The 20601-nt window shown below is 62.7% G+C and carries 15 protein-coding genes and 1 pseudogene; 13 read left to right on the top strand and 3 right to left on the bottom strand.

Features of this window, described 5'->3' with window-relative positions:
* Nucleotides 1-12: 12 nt before the first annotated feature.
* On the bottom strand, nucleotides 13-972 hold the full coding sequence (locus ABTV29_RS06060) for a glucokinase (protein WP_433769261.1): 960 nt from the start codon (nucleotides 970-972) through the stop codon (nucleotides 13-15).
* A complete protein-coding gene (gene edd, locus ABTV29_RS06055) occupies nucleotides 969-2795 on the bottom strand; it encodes a phosphogluconate dehydratase (protein ID WP_433769260.1) in 1827 nt (608 codons plus the stop codon). Before edd ends, ABTV29_RS06060 begins: the two co-directional genes overlap by 4 nt.
* Before the next feature lie 221 nt (nucleotides 2796-3016).
* Between edd and gap the strand changes: the two genes are divergently transcribed.
* The 10 genes and pseudogenes from gap to ABTV29_RS06005 all read left to right on the top strand — a co-directional run bounded on the left by gap (nucleotide 3017) and on the right by ABTV29_RS06005 (nucleotide 14183).
* Nucleotides 3017-4018, top strand: a complete 1002-nt coding sequence (gene gap, locus ABTV29_RS06050; RefSeq protein WP_110964590.1) for a type I glyceraldehyde-3-phosphate dehydrogenase — start codon at nucleotides 3017-3019, stop codon at nucleotides 4016-4018.
* A gap of 145 nt (nucleotides 4019-4163) precedes the next feature.
* Nucleotides 4164-4628: a methylglyoxal synthase gene (locus ABTV29_RS06045; RefSeq protein ID WP_433769259.1), complete on the top strand. Its 465-nt coding sequence runs from the start codon at nucleotides 4164-4166 to the stop codon at nucleotides 4626-4628.
* A gap of 78 nt (nucleotides 4629-4706) precedes the next feature.
* Entirely contained in the window at nucleotides 4707-5225 is a 519-nt protein-coding gene (locus tag ABTV29_RS06040; protein WP_433769258.1) for an RNA polymerase sigma factor, read from the top strand.
* 101 nt (nucleotides 5226-5326) lie between these two features.
* Entirely contained in the window at nucleotides 5327-6292 is a 966-nt protein-coding gene (locus tag ABTV29_RS06035) for a FecR family protein (protein ID WP_433769257.1), read from the top strand.
* A 122-nt stretch (nucleotides 6293-6414) separates the two neighbouring features.
* Complete coding sequence (locus tag ABTV29_RS06030; protein ID WP_433769256.1) at nucleotides 6415-9003, top strand: TonB-dependent receptor; 2589 nt, start codon at nucleotides 6415-6417, stop codon at nucleotides 9001-9003.
* 113 nt (nucleotides 9004-9116) lie between these two features.
* On the top strand, nucleotides 9117-9719 hold the full coding sequence (locus tag ABTV29_RS06025) for a biliverdin-producing heme oxygenase (protein ID WP_433769255.1): 603 nt from the start codon (nucleotides 9117-9119) through the stop codon (nucleotides 9717-9719).
* 136 nt (nucleotides 9720-9855) lie between these two features.
* Nucleotides 9856-10245 carry a YbaN family protein gene (locus ABTV29_RS06020; protein ID WP_433769254.1) on the top strand — a complete coding sequence of 130 codons (390 nt, stop codon included), beginning with the start codon at nucleotides 9856-9858 and terminating at the stop codon, nucleotides 10243-10245.
* 222 nt (nucleotides 10246-10467) lie between these two features.
* Nucleotides 10468-11766 (top strand): annotated as a pseudogene (locus ABTV29_RS06015) (PDC sensor domain-containing protein); the annotation flags it as partial.
* Nucleotides 11767-11916: 150 nt separating this feature from the next.
* Complete coding sequence (locus ABTV29_RS06010) at nucleotides 11917-12672, top strand: methyl-accepting chemotaxis protein (RefSeq protein ID WP_433771763.1); 756 nt, start codon at nucleotides 11917-11919, stop codon at nucleotides 12670-12672.
* A 161-nt stretch (nucleotides 12673-12833) separates the two neighbouring features.
* Nucleotides 12834-14183, top strand: coding sequence for a CoA transferase (locus ABTV29_RS06005; protein WP_433769253.1), 1350 nt, complete (start codon nucleotides 12834-12836; stop codon nucleotides 14181-14183).
* A 108-nt stretch (nucleotides 14184-14291) separates the two neighbouring features.
* Here ABTV29_RS06005 and ABTV29_RS06000 read toward each other — a convergent pair whose 3' ends face one another.
* Nucleotides 14292-15155, bottom strand: coding sequence for a DNA-3-methyladenine glycosylase family protein (locus ABTV29_RS06000; protein ID WP_433769252.1), 864 nt, complete (start codon nucleotides 15153-15155; stop codon nucleotides 14292-14294).
* A gap of 226 nt (nucleotides 15156-15381) precedes the next feature.
* On the opposite strand from ABTV29_RS06000, the gene ABTV29_RS05995 reads away from it, so the two are divergent.
* The 3 genes from ABTV29_RS05995 (at nucleotide 15382) to gcvP (ending at nucleotide 20581) form a co-directional block, all read left to right on the top strand.
* Nucleotides 15382-16890, top strand: coding sequence for a sigma-54-dependent transcriptional regulator (locus ABTV29_RS05995; RefSeq protein ID WP_433769251.1), 1509 nt, complete (start codon nucleotides 15382-15384; stop codon nucleotides 16888-16890).
* A gap of 443 nt (nucleotides 16891-17333) precedes the next feature.
* A complete protein-coding gene (gene gcvH / locus ABTV29_RS05990) occupies nucleotides 17334-17717 on the top strand; it encodes a glycine cleavage system protein GcvH (RefSeq protein ID WP_433769250.1) in 384 nt (127 codons plus the stop codon).
* 11 nt (nucleotides 17718-17728) lie between these two features.
* Nucleotides 17729-20581 carry an aminomethyl-transferring glycine dehydrogenase gene (gene gcvP, locus ABTV29_RS05985; protein ID WP_433769249.1) on the top strand — a complete coding sequence of 951 codons (2853 nt, stop codon included), beginning with the start codon at nucleotides 17729-17731 and terminating at the stop codon, nucleotides 20579-20581.
* Nucleotides 20582-20601: the final 20 nt, after the last annotated feature.

Below are 20601 nucleotides of genomic sequence, written 5' to 3'. Positions count from 1 at the left end.
TTTGACCGCATTTCAAACGAGGATTGATTGCTCCAGCGCTACTCCGGCACCGACCAGGCCCGAATACGGCGCCGTCACCAGCCACACCGGTATCCCCTTGAAATAATCGCTCATGCAGCCCTTGTCGGCAAAGCACCGGGCGAAGCCGCTTTCGAGGAAGAAGTCGGCGAAGCGTGGAATCACCCCGCCCACGATATACACGCCGCCGCGCCCACCGGTAGTCAGCACGTTGTTGCCGGCCACGCGGCCGAGCCAGCAGCAGAATTGTTCGAGCACTTCCAGGGCAATCGGATCGCCCGCCAGGCCCGCTGCGGTGATCGCTTCCGGGGTGTCGAGCACAGGCTCGTGGCCGTCCACCGCACAGATCGCCCGATAGACACGGGGCAAGCCGCCGCCGCTCAACGCCGTTTCGGCGCTGACATGCCCGATCTCGTTGAAGATGTGTTGCCACAGTTGGGTCTCGCGCGGGCTGCTCAGCGGCAAGTCGACGTGACCACCCTCACCCGGCAGCGCGGCGAAACGCCCTTCACCCAAATCCAGCAAAGTGCCGACACCCAGGCCAGTGCCCGGACCGATCACCACCGCCGGGCGCAGCGGCTCCGGCGTGCCCTCGCAGACCACGCGGAATTCCCCCGGCTGCAAACGGGTCATGCCCAGGGCCATGGCCGAGAAGTCGTTGACCAGCAGTAACCGGTCCACTTGCAAGGTCTGGCAAAAGCCCTTGCGGCTCAGGCGCCAGTGGTTGTTGGTGAACTTGAACTCGTCGCCGCTCACGGGACCGGCCACCGACAGGCACACCGACCCGATGGCCCCCGGCGCCAGGCCCAGCCCGTTCAGGTACAGGCTGATCGCCTCTTCCGGGCTGGCATGGTCGGCCGTTGCCAGCACCTGGACCGATTCCAGCTGCTGGTTTTTCCACAACGCGAAGCGTGCGTTGGTCCCACCGATGTCACCGACCAAAGCCAGTTTCAATTAAGCGTCTCCAGGGCAGAAGTGAAGGCGCTGGCGCCCTGCTCCGCCGAGCTGAAGGCCATGCGCATGAAACCGAACAGCTCGCGACCGGTGCCGATGTTGTTGCCCAACAGGCCCTTGGCCGGCGTGCGCGCTGCGAATTCTTCGGCGTCCACCTTGATTTCCAGGGTGCCTTTGACGCCATCGACGCGGATGATATCGCCCTCTTGCACCCGCGCCAAAGCGCCGCCCACATAGGCCTCGGGACTGACGTGAATGGCCGCCGGGATTTTCCCCGACGCGCCGGACATGCGCCCGTCGGTCACCAGCGCCACCTTAAAGCCGCGATCCTGCAGCACGCCGAGGAACGGCGTCATCTTGTGCAACTCGGGCATACCGTTGGAGCGCGGGCCCTGGAAGCGCATCACCGCGACGAAATCCTTCTCCAGCAAACCGGCCTTGAAAGCGTCGGCCAGGTCCTGCTGATCCTGGAACACCATGGCCGGTGCTTCGACGATCTGGTTTTCCAGGGCCACTGCCGACACCTTCATCACGCCGCGACCCAGGTTGCCTTCCATCACCCGCAGGCCGCCCTCTGGCGAGAACGCGCGGGCAACCGGGCGCAGGATGCTTTCGTCGAGGCTTTCGGTGATGCCTTCGCGCCAGACCAGTTCACCGTTGTCGAGGAACGGCTCCTGGGTGTAGCGGCTCAGGCCGTGGCCCAACACGGTGTTGACGTTTTCGTGGAGCAGCCCGGCGTCCAGCAGTTCGCGGATCAGGAACGACATGCCGCCCGCTGCCTGGAAGTGGTTGATGTCGGCCTTGCCGTTCGGGTAGACGTGGCTCAGGGTCGGCACGACTTCCGAGAGGTCGGCCATGTCCTGCCAGGTCAGTTGAATGCCCGCCGCCATGGCGATGGCCGGCATGTGCAGGGTGTGGTTGGTCGAGCCGCCGGTGGCGTTGAGCGCGACGATGGAGTTGACGATCGAACGCTCGTCGACGATTTCACCGATCGGCATGTAGTTGCCGTTCTGCTTGGTCAGGCGCGTCACCTGATGCGCCGCTTCGCGGGTCAGGGCGTCGCGCAACGGCGTGTTCGGGTTGACGAAGGACGCGCCCGGCAAGTGCAGGCCCATGACTTCCATCAGCAGCTGGTTGGTGTTGGCGGTGCCGTAGAAAGTGCAGGTGCCGGGGCTGTGGTAGGAATTCATTTCCGACTCCAGCAACTCTTCGCGGCTGGCCTTGCCTTCGGCATAGCGCTGGCGCACATCGGCTTTCTGCTTGTTGGAAATGCCCGAGACCATCGGCCCGCCCGGGACGAAGATCATCGGCAGATGACCGAAACGCAACGCGCCCATCATCAGGCCCGGGACGATCTTGTCGCAGATGCCGAGCATCAGCGCGCCGTCGAACATGTTGTGGGACAAGGCCACGGCGGTGGACAGCGCAATCACTTCACGACTGGGCAGGCTCAGCTCCATGCCCGGCTCGCCCTGGGTCACGCCATCGCACATGGCCGGGGTGCCACCGGCGAACTGGCCGACGGAGCCGATCTCGCGCAGGGCCTTCTTGATCAGCTCCGGGAAGACTTCGTACGGCTGGTGCGCCGAGAGCATGTCGTTATATGACGAAACTATCGCGATGTTCGCGGAGTTCATCATCCGCAGGCTGTGCTTGTCGTCGCTGCCGCAACCGGCCACGCCGTGGGCGAAGTTGGCGCACTGCAATTTGCCGCGCATCGGCCCGTCGCTGGCGGCATCGCGGATCAATGCCAGGTAAGCCTCACGCGTGGCGCGACTACGGGCGATAAGGCGTTCGGTGACCTCAAGGACGCGGGGATGCATGTGTAGAACTCCAGGCTAACGGATGTGGCGGACCTGATTGTCTATGCTGATCAAACGCCGATGTCGATGGGATGACGGACGGTTTTCTTGATCGGTTGGACCAGTTGGTTCAGGTCACTCGTTGTAGAATGAATAAAATATTGCCATTAAAAAGGCTTGTTTTCTATTTTTTTGCGAATAATCTTGTAATTCCAACAACAAAACGACGGTAGCGCTGATATATGACTCTTCGAATCGCAATCAATGGTTTTGGCCGTATTGGCCGTAACGTCCTGCGCGCACTCTATACCCAGGGCTACCGTCAGGACCTGCAAATCGTCGCCATCAACGACCTGGGCGACAGCGCGATCAACGCTCACTTGCTCAAGTACGACACGGTTCACGGCACATTCGACGCCGATGTGCAGCACGACCAGGAAAGCCTGACCGTCAATGGTGACCGTATTTCGGTCAGCGCCATTCGCAATCCCGCCGACCTGCCCTGGGCCGCGGAGAAGATCGACGTAGTGTTCGAATGCACCGGTCTGTTCACCGACCGCGCCAAAGCCGCCGCGCATATCACCGCCGGCGCACGCAAAGTGATTATCTCCGCACCGGCCAAGGGTGCCGATGCCACGGTGGTGTATGGGGTCAACCACGACATTCTGCGCCAGTCGCACCAGATTATTTCCAACGCGTCGTGCACCACCAACTGCCTGGCCCCGGTGGCGCAGGTGCTGCACCGTGAACTGGGCATCGAAAGCGGCCTGATGACCACCATCCACGCCTACACCAACGACCAGAACCTGACCGACGTTTATCACTCCGACCCGTACCGCGCCCGCTCCGCCACCCAGAACATGATCCCGAGCAAGACCGGCGCCGCCGAAGCGGTCGGCCTGGTATTGCCGGAACTGGCGGGCAAGCTGACCGGCATGGCCGTGCGCGTACCGGTGATCAACGTGTCGCTGGTGGACCTGACCGTGCAGCTCAAACGCGAGGCGAGCGCAGAGGAAGTGAATGCGCTGCTCAAGCAGGCCAGCCAGCATTCGAAGATTCTTGGCTACAACGCCCTGCCGCTGGTTTCCAGCGACTTCAACCACAACCCGCTGTCGTCGATCTTCGACGCCAACCACACCAAGTCCAGCGGCAAGCTGCTCAAGGTCCTGGCCTGGTACGACAACGAATGGGGCTTCTCCAACCGCATGCTCGATAACTGCCTGGCGCTGTGTAACGCCGAATAAGCCGCCTCCCCTTCCTGTAGGAGCGAGCCTGCTCGCGATGGTCGTGAACGATAACGCGGGGAATCTGATGCCCCGCGGTGTTCTCTCGTTCATCGCGAGCAGGCTCGCTCCTACAGAGGTCGTATCAAGCCTTGGAGCTCCCCTCATGATCGGCATCAGCTTTACCGAGAAAACCATCGCAGCGCGCAAGCGCATCGCCCTGGTCGCCCATGACCATTGCAAAGTGTTTTTGCTGGACTGGGCCGAGCGCCAGAAAGACCGGCTCGCCCGGCATCAACTGGTCGCCACCGGCACCACGGGTTTGTTATTGCAACAACGTCTGGACCTGCCCGTGGAGAGCATGATCAGCGGCCCGCTGGGCAGCGACCAACAGCTCGGCGCGCAAATTGCCGAGCAACGGGTCGACATGCTGGTGTTCTTCTGGGACCCGTTCGAACCGCAGCCACACGACCCGGACATCAAGGCATTGCTGCGCGTTGCCGCGGTCTGGAACATTCCCGTGGCCTGCAATGAATGCAGCGCCGACTACCTGCTCAGCAGCCCCTTGATGGATCAGGCGCACCTGCACCGGATCCCGGATTACGCAACGTATTTGCAGGGCCGCGCGTAACACCCGGAAAAATCAGTACTTGACCAGCCAGGCGGATGATAAGCATTATCATTAACTCGAAATGGATCAGGTCCTCCCGTGAGTCAATCGCGCTTCAACGACGTCTTCATCACCCAGCGAGTGTCTCTGCTGCGCACGCTGGAGCGGATGGTCAATAACCACAGCACCGCCGAGGATCTCCTGCAGGAGACTTACCTGCGGGTGACCCGTGCGCTTAGCGAGCGTGCCATCGATCACCTGGAACCCTTCGTTTTCCAGACCGCCCGCAACCTGGCGCTGGACCATTTGCGGGCGCGGCGCATCCACTCGCGGACCATGGTCGATGACGTGCCCCTGGACGTGGTGGAAAGCGTCGCCGCCCCTGCCAGCAGCGCCGAGGATGCCGCCCATGCCGAACAACTGCTCGAGCGTTTGAACGTGCGCCTCACTCAACTGAGCCCCCGCCAGCAACAGATTTTCATCCTCAGCCGCCTGCACGGCCACAGCTACCTGGAGATCGCCGAAGCACTCGACGTCTCGCTCAGCACCGTGCAGAAAGAACTGAAACTGATCATGAGCATCTGCATCGGCGTCGCCGACCGCTTGAACGGCCGCTGAGTCGCCCGTGTCTCGACGCCTTTGTCCATCAGGGCTACCCTTGCCCTCTTTTGCGCTTCACTAAAAAAACAGCCGTGCACAGACACAGCCGAGGAAACACCGTGACGGACACCCACCGCTCCCCTTCGCCCTCCCCGGCGCAGGAACCTGCAGATGCGATGGACCAGGCCCTGGACTGGCTGATCGTGCTGGACAGCCCGAGCGAAGAGCAGTCTCGCCAGTTCCACGCATGGCTCGCTGCCGACCCGGCGCATGCCGAAGCCTTCGCCAGGGCCCAGGCGATCTGGAACGGTCCGCAAGTCACGCAATGCGCGCAGAGCCTGGCGTCGCGTCCGGCCAAAGTCACCGTCCTGTCGCGCCTGCGCCCGCACTGGAAACCCCTGGCCACCGCCGCCGTGCTGATCCTCGGTCTGTTCAGCTTCGGCAACCTTCCGCTGCGCCTGCAGGCCGATCACCTGACCGTGGTCGGCGAGCGCCAGCGCCTGCAACTGGAGGACGGCTCCAGGGTTCTGCTCAATACCAACTCGGCGTTTTCCAGCACCATCAACGATCAGCAACGGGTGGCACGCCTGTATCAGGGCGAAGCGTTTTTCGAGGTGCAGTCCCATCGCGGCCAACCGCTGGAGATCGATGCCGGCCCGGTCACCGCCAGCGTTCGCGACACCGCATTCGCCGTGCGCTACCTGGATGGCGTGGCCCAGGTTCGTGTGCAGCGCGGAGATGTCGACTTGCGTGCCACCCGCGACGACGCACGGGTGCGCCTGACGGCCGGTGAAAGCATTCGCATCGGTCCCAACGGTTTCGACCGCCCGGCCAAGCTCGATGCCGCCACCGACCTGGCCTGGGTCCAGGGCCGCCTGGTGTTCGAAAACTGCCCGCTGAGCCAGGTGCTCGCGGAATTGCGCCGCTACTACCCGGGCTGGATCATCAACACCAACGAGCAACTGGCTGATGTGGCCGTCACCGGAAACTATCGCCTCGACCAGCCGCTGGACGTGGTCCGCTCGCTGGCCCACATCACCTCGGCAAAGCTCAAGGAATTCCCGGCGCTGGTCATTCTCAACTAAATGAGAATTATTTTTACTCGATAGCCAAAGCTCGTACGTCTCGTTATAGCCAATGCAATTGATTCGCATCTCCGGATGCCAATCAGCACCTATAAAGATTCGTGCGACACGGAGCGCTATCGATGTCCCCTCGCCTTACCCGCCAGTCCTCTTCACCGTCTTATGTGCTGTCGCTGCTGACTGCCGCCATCCTGATGGCCGGCACCGCGCAGGTCTCCGCCGCCACTGCCGAACAGCCGACCCGCAATATGGGCGACTACTCGTTCGCCATCGCGCCGCAACCGCTGGTCTCGGCACTCAATGACTTCACCGCCGTGACCGGCTGGCAGGTTGGCTTGCCGGCGCAACTGGCCGAAGGTGTGGCATCGCCGGGTGTGCGCGGGTCGCTGCCACCGGAAAAAGCCCTGGATCGCCTGCTGGTGGGGACCAGCCTGAGCTATCGCAAACTGGGCAATAACAACATCGTGCTGGAGCGCCGCACCAGCGCCGGCACCCTGAACCTGCAACAGGTGACCATCAGCGCCACCCGTAACGAGCAGGATGTGAACAGCGTGCCCAGCACCGTTACCGTTCACACCCGCGAAGAACTGGACCGCAACAACGTCAACACCATCAAGGATCTGGTGCGCTATGAACCGGGAGTCTCGGTGGGCGGCGCCGGCACCCGCGGGGGGATCAGCGGCTACAACATCCGCGGCATCGACGGAAACCGCGTGCTGACCCAGATCGATGGCGTTGAAGTGCCCAACGGTTTCTTCAACGGTCCCTATGCCAAGACCCAGCGCAACTATGTCGACCCGGAAATCATCAAGCGCGTCGAAATTCTTCGCGGCCCGGCATCGGTGCTCTACGGCAGCAACGCCATCGGCGGCGCGGTCAGCTATTTCACTCTCGACCCCAATGACATCATCAAGCCCGGCCAGGACGTCGGTGCCCGCCTGAAGACCGGCTACAGCTCCGCTGATGAGAGCTGGCTGAAATCCGCCACCGTCGCCGGTCGCGCCGATCAGTTCGACGGTCTGCTGCACTACAGCCAGCGTGATGGTCACGAAACCGAATCCTACGGCAGCAACAACAGCACCGGCCTGACGCGCACCGCCGCCAACCCCGAAGACGTGCGCGCGACCAACGTGCTGGCCAAGCTCGGCTGGAATTACCAGGATGACGCGCGACTGGGCCTGGTCTACGAAAAGTACAAGGACGACCGCGACACCGATCAGAAAAGCGCCTACGGCGGCCCGTTCAACGCTGGTGCCCCTACTATCCCGGCCAGCGTGTTGCCCGGCGGCATGTACCAGTGGCGCACCGGTAACGACACCATTACCCGTGAGCGCTTTGGCCTGGAACACAGCTTTGCCCTCGACAGCCTGCTGGTGGACAACGTCAAGTGGAGCCTCAATCACCAGATCGCCAAGACTGATCAGAGCACCGACGAGTTCTACTTCCCGATCACCCGCCAGGTGCTGCGTACCCGCGACACGGTCTACGAAGAAAAGCAGTGGGTATTCGACGCGCAGCTGGACAAAGGCTTCAGCATCGCCGACACCGAGCATCTGCTGACCTACGGCACCACCCTCAAGCAGCAGAAGGTCACCGGCTCGCGCAGCGGTAACGGTACGTGCCTGGCGGTCGGTCGCGGTTGCACGGCCATCGGCGCCATCAGCACCGCCGACGTGCTGAAAAAATCCAGCGACTTCCCGGACCCGACCATCAATACCTACAGCGTATACGCCCAGGATCAGATCAGCTGGAACAACTGGACCTTCCTGCCGGGCCTGCGCTACGACTACACCGAGCTCAAGCCGGACATCACCCAGGAATTCCTCAACACGGTTTCCGCCGACGGGCGCGGCACCGTCAGCGACGAGAACAAGACCTGGCACAAAGTCTCGCCCAAGTTCGGCCTGACCTACGCCTTCAATGACAATTACACCTGGTACGGCCAGTACGCCGAAGGCTTCCGCACCCCGACCGCCAAGGCGCTGTACGGGCGCTTCGACAACACCGCGGCCGGCTACCGCGTGGAACCGAACCCGAACCTGGAACCGGAAAAAAGCCAGGGCTACGAGACCGGCCTGCGCGGCAACTTCGAGCAGGGGTCCTTCGATGTGGCGGTGTTCTACAACAAGTACCGCGACTTCATTAACGAAGACGCCGTGACCCCAGGCTATGACGAACCAACCTTCCAGAGTGCCAACATCAAGCACGCCACCATCAAGGGTGCGGAAATCAAGGGCCGCCTGAACCTCGACGCCTTCGGCGCGCCGCAGGGCCTCTATACCCAGGGCTCGGTGGCTTACGCCTACGGTCGCAACAACGACAACGGCGAGCCGATCAACAGCGTCAACCCGCTGACCGGCGTATTCGGCCTCGGTTACGACCAGGACAACTACGGTGGCCTGCTCAGCTGGACGCTGGTCAAGCGCAAGGACCGCGTCGACGACAGCAACTTCAAGTCGCCGGATGGCGTCAGCAGCCAGTTCAAGACCCCGGGCTTCGGCGTACTGGACATGAGTGCCTACTACAAAGTGACCGACGACGTGACGGTCAGCGGTGGCATCTACAACCTGACCGACAAGAAGTACTGGCTGTGGGATGACGTGCGTGGCTACGACAGCGTCGGCGAAGCCTCGGTGACGCAACCGGCCAACCTCGACCGCCTGACCCAGCCGGGTCGCAACTTCGCGGTCAACCTGATCTGGGACATCTGATCCGGACCACCTCGCTGCGCGACTTGATGCAGGTCGCGTAGCGAGGATTTTTACTGTCCGGCACCTGCTCATTCGTCTCGTTACCAGATACTTCTCTTTCTCAAGGATTTCCCATGACCACCCAGGACACCGCTGCACGCCCGGCCTTGCGCTCGCAACGCCTGAACCAGATCACCCACGAACCCCACAGCAAACTCGACGCGCTGGTCAAAGCCCACGCCCCGTTCGAAACCCAGGCCAGCTTCGCCCGTTTCGTGGTGGCGCAGTACCTGTTCCAGTCGGAACTGGTGGCGCTGTACAACGATGCCGAACTGACTGCCATCGTTGCCGACCTGCCTGCTCGCTGCCGCGCTGAAGCGGCCAAGGCCGACCTGGCGGACCTGGACACTGAAGTGCCGGCGCCGGTGGCGGGCGCCGTGAACAACCCGAGCAAGGCGCAAGCCCTGGGTTGGTTGTTCGTCTCCGAAGGTTCCAAGCTTGGTGCGGCGTTCTTGATCAAGCGCGCCGTGGGCCTGGGCCTGAGCGAAACCTTCGGCGCCCGCCATCTTGGCGAACCGGCTGGCGGTCGTGCGCAAGGCTGGAAGAACTTCGTCAAAACCCTCGATGAGCTGGAGTTCAGTGCCGAGGAAGAAGCACAGCTGGATAAAGGCGCCATCGATGCATTTAACCGGTTCACGGTGTTGTTGGAACAGGCTTACGCCCCGGAACTCGCCTAACCCACCTCCCTGTAGGAGCGAGCATGCTCGCGATGGTCGCCAACGATAACGCTGGCTGCCTGACACCCCGCGGTGTTTGGACCTTCATCGCGAGCATGCTCGCTCCTACAGGTGAATCTCGATCAAGCCTGAGCCCATGCCAGCCACCTCCAGACTCTCCCGCCTCCTCTTCGGCCTGCTGGCCTATGTCAGCCTCGGCATCGGCCTGATCGCCATCGTCATCCCCGGCCTGCCGACCACCGAGTTCATCCTGCTCGCCGCCTGGACCGCCACCCGCAGTTCACCGCGCTTGAGTGCCTGGCTGGAAAGCCACCGCCTGTTCGGACCGATCCTGCGCAACTGGCGCAACGGCAAGATCATCGCGCGCCGGGCCAAGGTCAGCGCCACCGTCAGCATGCTGCTGTGCGCGACCTTGATGCTGGTAATGCTCGATCACGGCTGGCCGATCTACCTGGCGATCGCCGGCATGGCCCTGGGCAATCTGTGGATCTGGTCGCGGCCGGAATCACTGCCAGAACCTTCCTGAAATTGCCCGCAACTCTCCCTGTTTTGCCGCCTGTTTTCGGCACAGGTTTCAGGTTTTGATCTTGCTCGCCCCTCCCAAATGCTCTTGAAACAGTCGGCGATTTTTCCTGTTTATTAGATGATTTTCGGCACATTTTTCCGCGCAAACGATCAACCACTACCGTTCGTCGGATTGCAATTCATGCACCTCGCGTCCACGCCGATGGGGATTGAATGGCGCTGAATGGATTTGGCGCGTCGAGCCGCGACGGCTCACAGCCAACACCTCATCCATTCGCGAGTTCGCCCTATGTTCGACTCCCTGTCCATCCGCCTGAAAACCGTCCTGCTCTCCGGCCTGTGCCTGCTTGGCGTCGTTGCGCTGATCGTCGGCATGAACATCTACCAGACCAATCAGAACGATGAACTGGTCAACGACTCCAGCAGCGCAATGCTCACCTCCAGTGTGCAGAACCTGCTCCAGGCCAAAGCGGCCGAACAAGCGGTGCGGGTGCAGAAGACGTTCGGTGAAACCCTGACGGTGGTGACCGCCCTGGCGGATCAGATCAAGGACATGCGCAATATGGCCGCCAAGCGTTCCCTCGAACCTGGTGCCCTGCGTGAAGAGTTGAACCAGAGCCTGAAAACCGCCTTCGAGCGCAACGGCAAAGTGCTGGGCATCTGGCTGGCGTTCGAGCCCAACGGCCTGGATGGCAAGGACAGCGAGTTCGTCGGTGACGCCGTCCGCCAGTCCAACGAGATTGGCCGCTTCGCCACTTACTGGAGCCGTGCCGGGGGTGAAGCGCTCAACACCATCATGGTCGAAGAGGACATGACCAAGACCACCCTGAACCTCAGCGGCACGCCCTACAACGTCTGGTACACCTGCCCTCGGGACACCAAGCGCACCTGCCTGCTCGACCCTTACGCCGATACGGTTGGCGGCAAGGAAGTGTTGATGACCACCATTTCCGTGCCGCTGCTGGTGGATGGCAAGTCCATCGGCGTAGTCGGCATCGACATCGCCCTCGACGCCCTGCAAGCGGCGGCGGTCGATGCGCAACGGGAGCTGTTCAACAATGCCGGGCACATGCTGATCGTCTCCGGCACCGGTGTGATGGCCGCCTACAGTGTCGACGCGACGAAGGTGGGCAAGAGCATCGGCGACACCCTGGGCGCGGAAGGCAAGGACATCCTGCAAATGCTCGCCAACGGTGCACCGAAAATTCTTGAACAGGGCGACCTGATCCGGGCGGTGTACCCGGTCAGCCCGATTGCCGACGCCAAGGCCTGGGCCGTGGTGATCGACCTACCCAAGCAAGTGCTGCTGGCCGACTCGGTGAAACTGCAAGCCGTGCTCGACGACGCCCAGCAAAGCGGCACGATCCAGGCGGTAGGGGTGGCGATCGTTGCCGGCTTGATCGGCCTGTTGCTGATCTGGCTGACCGCCTCCGGCGTTACCCGGCCGATCAACAGCGTTGCGGAAATGCTCAAGGCCATCGCCAGTGGCGACGGCGATTTGACCCAGCGCCTGCACTACAGCAAGAAAGATGAGCTGGGCGAACTGGTCAGCTGGTTCAACCGCTTCCTCGACAAGTTGCAGCCGACCATCGCGCAGATCAAGCAAAGCATCACCGACGCCCGTGGCACCGCCGACCAGTCTTCGGAAATCGCCCGCCAGACCAGCGAAGGCATGCAGTTGCAGTTCCGCGAAATCGACCAGGTTGCCACCGCGTCCAACGAAATGAGCGCGACCGCCCATGATGTCGCCAACAGCGCGTCGAACGCCGCCAGTGCTGCCAAGGGCGCCGACCAGTCGGCCCGCGATGGCATGCAGATCATCGAGCGCAGCACCCGCGACATCAACGAACTGGCCGACGAAGTCAGCAAGGCCGTGACCGAAGTGGAAGCGCTGGCGGTGAACAGCGAGCAGATCGGTTCGGTGCTGGAGGTGATCCGCAGCATCGCCGAACAAACCAACCTGCTGGCGCTCAATGCCGCGATCGAAGCCGCCCGTGCCGGTGAAAGCGGTCGCGGGTTTGCGGTGGTGGCCGATGAAGTGCGCAACCTGGCCAAACGCACCCAGGACTCGGTAGAGGAAATCCGCCTGGTGATCGAACGCATCCAGAGCGGCACGCGCGGCGTGGTCGCCACCATGCATTCGAGCCAGACCCAGGCCCACAGCAACGCCGGGCAGATCCAGCAAGCGGTCCAGGCCTTGAGCAAAATCAGCGACGCGGTCACGGTCATCAGCGACATGAACCTGCAAATCGCCAGCGCCGCCGAACAGCAAAGCGCCGTGGCCGAAGAGGTCAACCGCAACGTCTCGGCGATCCGCAGCGTCACCGAAACCCTGACCGGGCAAGCCACCGAGTCGGCGCAGATCAGCAGCCAGCTCAACAACCTCACCACTCACCAGATGAAATTGATGGATCAGTTCCGGGTGTAGCTTTTCTGTAGGAGCGAGCTTGCTCGCGATAGCTGACTGACATTCAACACAGATGTTGACTGTTAGATCGCCATCGCGAGCAAGCTCGCTCCTACAAGGTTTTTCATCTGCCCCACCGGCTTTTTGAACTATCCTCGGCCTCTCGTTCCGGAGGGCCTTCGATGACTGATTTACTCACGTCCATTCAAGCCGCACTCGGCTTGTCACCCACGCCAATTCCGTTCACCTCCAGCGGCGCCCTGCCCTCGGCGTTCGCCGTCACCGACCTGGCCTGCGCCAGCATCGCGGCCGCCGGCCAGGCCACCAGCGAACTGCTTCATCAGCAGACCGGACGCTTGCCTGGCCTGGAAGTCGACCGACGCCTGGCCTCGTTCTGGTTCTCAAGTTCGATTCGTCCGTTGGGCTGGAGCATTCCACCCTTGTGGGATCCGGTCGCCGGTGATTATGCCGCCAAGGATGGCTGGATCCGCCTGCACACCAACGCCCCGCATCACCGCGCCGCCGCCGAATCCGTGCTGGGCGCCTGTGCCGACCGTGCCGCGATGGCGAGCAAGGTGGCGCAATGGAGCAAGAGCGATCTGGAGCAGGCGGTGGTCGACGCCGGTGGTTGCGCCGCCGAAATGCGCACTTGGGCCCAGTGGCAGGCACACCCGCAAGGCCAGGCGGTGAACGCCGAACCGCTGATTCAATTCGCCTCCCACGACAGTCACAACGCCAAACCCTGGCAAGGTTCAGTGGCGCAACCGCTGGCCGGAATCAGGGTGCTCGACCTGACCCGGGTGCTCGCAGGCCCCGTCGCCAGCCGTTTTCTCGCCGGGCTCGGTGCCGAGGTATTGCGCATCGATCCACCGACCTGGAACGAACCGGGCGTGGTGCCGGAAATGACCCTGGGGAAACGCTGCGCGCGCCTGGACCTTCAGGAAAAAACCGATCGCAGCCTGTTTGAAGCCTTGCTCAAGGACGCCGACATCGTGCTTCACGGCTACCGCGCCGATGCCTTGGAGCGCTTGGGATACGGCGCCGGTGAACGCCAAAAACTCGCTCCCGGCCTGATCGATGTCAGCCTCAACGCCTACGGCTGGACCGGCCCGTGGCAGAACCGCCGCGGCTTCGACAGCCTGGTGCAGATGAGCAGTGGCATTGCCGAAGCCGGCCTGCAATGGCAACACGCGGACAAACCGACGCCCTTGCCCGTGCAGGCCCTGGATCACGCCACCGGATATTTGTTGGCGGCCAGTGCGATCAAGTTGCTGACGGAGCGTTTGAACAGCGGGCGCGGTGGCTCGGCGCGCTTGTCGCTGGCGCGCACGGCGAAGTTGTTGATCGAGCATGGGCCCGGCACCGATCAGCCGTTGCGGGCAGAGGATGAAAGCGATCGGGGGATGCTGGTCGAACAGACGCCGTGGGGACCTGCGCACCGATTGCATGTGCCGTTGAAGATCACGGGCACGCCGTTGCAGTGGACGATTGCAGCCTCTGAATTGGGTTCACACCGCCCGCAGTGGTGGTGACCTTCAGACAGCTTTCGCGAGCAGGCTCGCTCCCACAGGAAGCACACAATCTACTGTGGGAGCGAGCCTGCTCGCGAAGAGATCAGTGCAGTCGACACAACATCCGGATCAGTCAGAACGACTCAACGACGTCCAAAGCAACTGCGCCGCATACCCCCGATACGGCCGCCACGCTTCAGCCCGCGTTTGCAACTGACGCGCTGTCACCTTCTCGCCTTCAAGCGCCGCCAGGGCATTGATCAACCCCACATCCCCCGACGGAAACCCGTCCAGCTTGCGCAACTGCCGCAGGGCAACGTACTGTGCGGTCCAGTCGCCAATGCCATACAGCGCCAGCAACCGCGCCACCCCGCCCTGCCGATCCGGCTCGAACAGCAACGGATCATCCAGCAACGCCTGGGCCACACCAGACAAGGTTCGGCCACGGCTTTTCGGCATGCCCAATGTCGCCAGGTCCGCCACCGCCAACACCGCGGCCTCTGGAAACACATGAGTCAAGCCACCACGCGGCGAAGCCAGCGGGGCGCCGTAGTTCGCTACCAGTTTCCCCGCCAGCCTGATCGCCGCCACCACCGTAATCTGCTGTCCCAGCACAGCACGAATTGCCAGTTCCAGTCCATCCCATGCCCCTGGAATCCGCAGTCCCGGACGCTCGGCAATCAACCGCGCCAGCAGCGGGTCAACCGCCAGCTGCCGATGGATGGTGACCAGGTCGGCATCCAGATCGAACATTCGCCGCAATCGAGCGACGATTTCGGGCACTGCCGTCGGGTCGGGAAAATCCAGCGACAATTCCAGTGAATCCACCGCCTCGGGCTTGATCGACAGGGTGCCGTGAACGCCGTTCAAACCAATGCTGCGTGAGTAAGCACCGTCCACCACCTCTTCCATTCCGGCAATCGCCCGCGCCGACAGGAAACCGAGCATGGCGGACCAGTCATAAGGTGGTTGAAACTTCAGCGACAGCTTCATGATGCCCCTCAAATTGATCAGTGCGACCAGATTATCCTTTGTGGGAGCGAGCCTGCTCGCGAAAGCGGAGTGTCAGCCAACACTGCTGTCGACTGACGAACCCTCTTCGCGAGCAGGCTCGCTCCCACAGTGAAAACTTCGTTGCTCCAAGTGCGCCGGATTTCACCAATCGCCCGCCCCAAGGCATACTTGCCACCCTCCGCACTGCAGAACCCGAATCCGCCCCATGCGTATCCACGTCAGCTTCATCGACCGCGTCGGCATTACCCAGGAAGTCCTGGCTTTGCTCGGTGGACGCAATCTCAACCTGGATGCGGTGGAAATGGTGCCGCCCAACGTCTATATCGACGCCCCGACCCTGAGCCCGGACGTGCTCGAAGAGCTGCGCGATGCCTTGCTCAGCGTGCGCGGCGTGCAGGCGATGACGGTGGTCGACATCCTGCCCGGCCAGCGTCGGCACTTGCAGCTCGACGCCTTGCTCGCGGCCATGACCGATCCGGTGCTGGCGCTGGACAGTGCCGGCAAGGTGCTGCTCGCCAACCCCGCGCTGATTGCCCTGTATGGTCGCGAGCCGGCCGGTGAAAGCGTGGCCGACCTGTTCGCCGATCCGGCATTGCTCGACGCCTTGCTCGAACACGGCTTTCGCTTGCCGCTGCGGGAAATCACCGTCAACGGCCAGACATTGCTGCTGGACGCCACGCCCATCACCGACGCCGGCGCCCTGCTGACCCTCTATCAACCGAACCGCATCGGCGAACGCCTGTCAGCGCTGCACCACGACCATGCAGAAGGCTTCGATGCGCTGCTGGGCGAATCGCCGGTCATCCGCACGCTCAAGGTTCGCGCGCAACGTGTCGCGGCCCTCGATGCGCCGTTGTTGATCCAGGGTGAAACCGGCACCGGCAAGGAACTGGTGGCACGGGCTTGCCACGCCATCAGTGCCCGGCACAACGCGCCATTCCTGGCGTTGAACTGTGCGGCATTGCCGGAGAACCTCGCCGAAAGCGAACTGTTCGGCTACGCCCCCGGCGCCTTTACCGGCGCGCAGCGCGGTGGCAAGCCCGGACTGATGGAACTGGCCAACCAGGGCACGGTGTTTCTCGACGAGATAGGCGAGATGTCGCCGTATTTGCAGGCCAAGTTGCTGCGTTTTCTCAACGACGGCAGTTTTCGCCGGGTCGGTGGCGATCGCGAAGTGAAGGTCAATGTGCGCATTCTCAGCGCGACCCACCGCGACCTGGAAAAAATGGTCAGCGAAGGCCTGTTTCGCGAAGACCTGTTCTACCGCCTCAATGTGCTCAACGTCGAAGTCCCGCCGCTGCGCGAACGCGGCCAGGACATCCTGCTGCTGGCCCGCTACTTCATGCAGCAGGCCTGTGCGCAGATCCAGCGTCCGGTCTGTCGTCTGGCGCCGGGTACGTATCCGGCACTGCTGGGCAACCGTTGGCCAGGCAACGTGCGGCAATTGCAAAACGTGATTTTCCGCGCGGCGGCCATTTGCGAAAGCAGCCTGGTGGACATCGGCGACCTCGACATCGCCGGCACCTCGGTGGCCCGCCAGAGCGACCACGACGTCGACAGCCTGGAACAGGCGATGGACGAGTTCGAGAAAACCCTGCTGGAAAAACTCTACGTCAGCTACCCCTCGACCCGGCAACTGGCCAGCCGCCTGCAAACCTCCCACACCGCTATCGCCCATCGATTGCGCAAGTACGGGATTCCCAACAAGCCGTAAGTCTTCTTTCCCGTAACACCATAGAACCCTGTGGGAGCGAGCCTGCTCGCGATAGCGGTCGTTCAGTCGACATTGATGCTGAATGTCAGTCCGTCATCGCGAGCAGGGCTCGCTCCTACAGGGTTAGTCATCGACCCGACAAACACTCCAAAAACGACCTCCACCTGTACTGAAAGCGCTACAGCGGAACGATATCGCTACACCCCTCTGCAATCGCGGCTGTGCAAGGCTTTGATCCACTTCGGCTTTTTTCCTCCCCCATGCCTGTAGCGATTTCGCTACAGCACACCAATTTCCGTACTCTTTAAATCAACCTAACTTATTGATTTATAACAATAAAAAAACATTGGCCGTGTTCTTGCTAAGTAAGCGTTCATAAATCAGGGCATTGCCCAAGCATTCAATCGCGTCCACCAGACGAGTCTGGCCCCTTAGGAGTTTCCATGAGCGAGTTGCGTTTTACTGAAGATCACGAATGGCTGCGCACCGAAGCTGACGGTAGCGTCACAGTCGGCATCACCGCTTTCGCGCAGAACGCATTGGGTGACGTGGTTTTCGTACAACTGCCTGAGCTGCAGTCCTACGACAAAGGCGCTGAAGCCGCCACCGTGGAATCGGTAAAAGCCGCCAGCGGCGTGTACATGCCGCTGGACGGTGAAGTGCTGGAAGTGAACCCGGCGCTGGACAGCGCTCCGGAACTGGTCAACGAAGACCCACTGGGCGAAGGCTGGTTCTTCCGCTTCCAGCCAAGCGACGCCTCGGCTGTCGCCAAACTGCTGGATCAGGACGCGTATGACCGCCTGATCAAAGCCCAAGCCGAAGCCTGAGGAGCGCTGACATGACCCAAGTCAATCTGACCACTGCCAACGAATTCATCGCCCGCCACATCGGCCCCCGCGCCGGTGACGAGCAAGCCATGCTCAACAGCCTCGGCTTCGACTCCCTGGAAGCCCTGAGCGCCAGCGTGATTCCTGACTCGATCAAAGGCACCAGCGTGCTCGGCCTCGAAGACGGCCTGAGCGAAGCCGATGCCCTGGCGTTGATCAAGTCCATCGCCGGCAAGAACCAGCTGTTCAAGACCTACATCGGCCAGGGCTACTACGGCACCCACACGCCGTCGCCGATCCTGCGCAACCTCCTGGAAAACCCGGCCTGGTACACCGCCTACACCCCGTACCAGCCGGAAATTTCCCAGGGCCGCCTGGAAGCGCTGCTGAACTTCCAGACCCTGATCAGCGACCTCACCGGCCTGCCGATCGCCAACGCTTCCCTGCTCGACGAAGCCACCGCCGCCGCCGAAGCCATGACCTTCTGCAAGCGCCTGAGCAAGAACAAGGGCAGCCATCAATTCTTCGCCTCCGTGCATTGCCACCCGCAGACCCTCGACGTGCTGCGCACCCGAGCCGAGCCGCTGGGCATCGAAGTGGTGGTCGGCGATGAGCGTGAACTGACGGACGTCAGCGCGTTCTTCGGCGCCGTGCTGCAATACCCGGCAAGCAACGGCGACGTCTTCGACTACCGCGAGCTGACCGAGCGTTTCCACGCCGCCAACGCGCTTGTTGCTGTGGCCGCCGACCTGCTGGCCCTGACCCTGCTGACCCCGCCGGGCGAGTTCGGCGCCGACGTGGCCATCGGCAGCGCACAGCGCTTCGGCGTGCCGCTGGGCTTCGGTGGCCCGCACGCCGCGTACTTCTCCACCAAGGATGCGTTCAAGCGCGACATGCCGGGCCGTCTGGTCGGTGTCTCGGTGGACCGTTTCGGCAAGCCGGCCCTGCGCCTGGCGATGCAGACCCGCGAGCAGCACATCCGCCGCGAGAAGGCCACTTCGAACATCTGCACCGCGCAAGTGCTGCTGGCCAACATCGCCAGCATGTACGCCGTGTACCACGGCCCGAAAGGCCTGACCCAGATCGCCAACCGCGTGCATCACCTGACCGCGATCCTGGCCAAGGGCTTGAGCAGCCTCGGCCTGCCGGTTGAACAAGCCAGCTTCTTCGACACCCTGACCGTGAACACCGGCGCGAACACCGCTGCCCTGCACGACAAGGCGCATGCCCAGCAGATCAACCTGCGCGTGGTGGATGCCGAGCGCCTGGGCCTGTCGCTGGACGAAACCAGCACCCAGGCCGACGTGGAAACCCTGTGGGCGCTGCTGGCCGATGGCAAAACCCTGCCGGATTTCGCCGCTCTCGCCGCTTCGGTGCAAGCCACGATCCCGGCCGCGCTGGTGCGCCAGTCGCCGATCCTCAGCCACCCGGTGTTCAACCGCTACCACTCGGAAACCGAGCTGATGCGCTACCTGCGCAAGCTCGCCGACAAGGACCTGGCGCTGGACCGCACCATGATCCCGCTGGGCTCGTGCACCATGAAACTCAACGCCGCCAGCGAAATGATCCCGGTGACCTGGGCCGAATTCGGCGCCCTGCACCCGTTCGCCCCGGCTGCGCAAAGCGCCGGCTACCAGCAGCTGACCGACGAGCTGGAAGCGATGCTCTGCGCCGCCACCGGCTACGACTCGATCTCGCTGCAACCGAACGCCGGTTCGCAGGGTGAGTACGCTGGCCTGCTGGCGATCCGTGCCTACCACCAGAGCCGTGGCGAAGACCGTCGCGACATCTGCCTGATCCCGTCCTCGGCCCACGGCACCAACCCGGCCACCGCCCAGATGGCCGGCATGCGCGTAGTCGTCACCGCCTGCGACGCCCGCGGCAACGTCGACATCGAAGACCTGCGCGCCAAGGCCATCGAGCACCGCGAACACCTCGCCGCGCTGATGATCACCTACCCGTCGACCCACGGCGTGTTCGAGGAAGGCATCCGCGAAATCTGCGGCATCATTCACGACAACGGCGGCCAGGTGTACATCGACGGCGCCAACATGAACGCCATGGTCGGCCTCTGCGCCCCGGGCAAGTTCGGCGGCGACGTGTCGCACCTGAACCTGCACAAGACCTTCTGCATCCCCCACGGCGGTGGCGGCCCGGGCGTCGGCCCGATTGGCGTCAAGTCGCACCTGGCGCCGTTCCTGCCAGGCCACGCGCAGATGGATCGCAAAGAAGGCGCGGTGTGCGCGGCGCCGTTTGGCAGCGCGAGCATCCTGCCGATCACCTGGATGTACATCCGCATGATGGGCGGCGCCGGTCTGAAACGCGCTTCGCAGCTGGCGATCCTCAACGCCAACTACATCTCCCGTCGCCTCGAAGAGCACTACCCAGTGCTGTACACCGGCAGCAACGGCCTGGTGGCGCACGAGTGCATCCTCGACCTGCGTCCGCTCAAAGACAGCAGCGGCATCAGCGTCGACGACGTGGCCAAGCGCCTGATCGACTTCGGCTTCCACGCCCCGACCATGTCGTTCCCGGTAGCCGGCACGCTGATGATCGAGCCGACCGAAAGCGAATCCAAGGAAGAACTGGACCGCTTCTGCGACGCCATGATCCGCATCCGCGAAGAAATCCGCGCGGTGGAAAACGGCACCCTGGACAAGGACGACAACCCGCTGAAAAACGCCCCGCATACCGCGGCGGAATTGGTCGGTGAGTGGTCGCATCCGTATAGCCGGGAGCAGGCGGTGTATCCGGTTGCTTCGCTGATCGAAGGCAAGTACTGGCCGCCGGTCGGTCGGGTCGACAACGTGTTCGGCGATCGCAACCTGGTCTGCGCCTGCCCGTCGATCGAAAGCTACGCTTAAACCAGTGTGGGATCAGTTGC

The organism is Pseudomonas putida (assembly GCF_050989985.1).
Classification (GTDB): domain Bacteria; phylum Pseudomonadota; class Gammaproteobacteria; order Pseudomonadales; family Pseudomonadaceae; genus Aquipseudomonas; species Aquipseudomonas putida_AI.
Note: the sequence above shows the minus strand (reverse complement) of the source record. Positions and strands in the feature narration are given on the sequence as shown.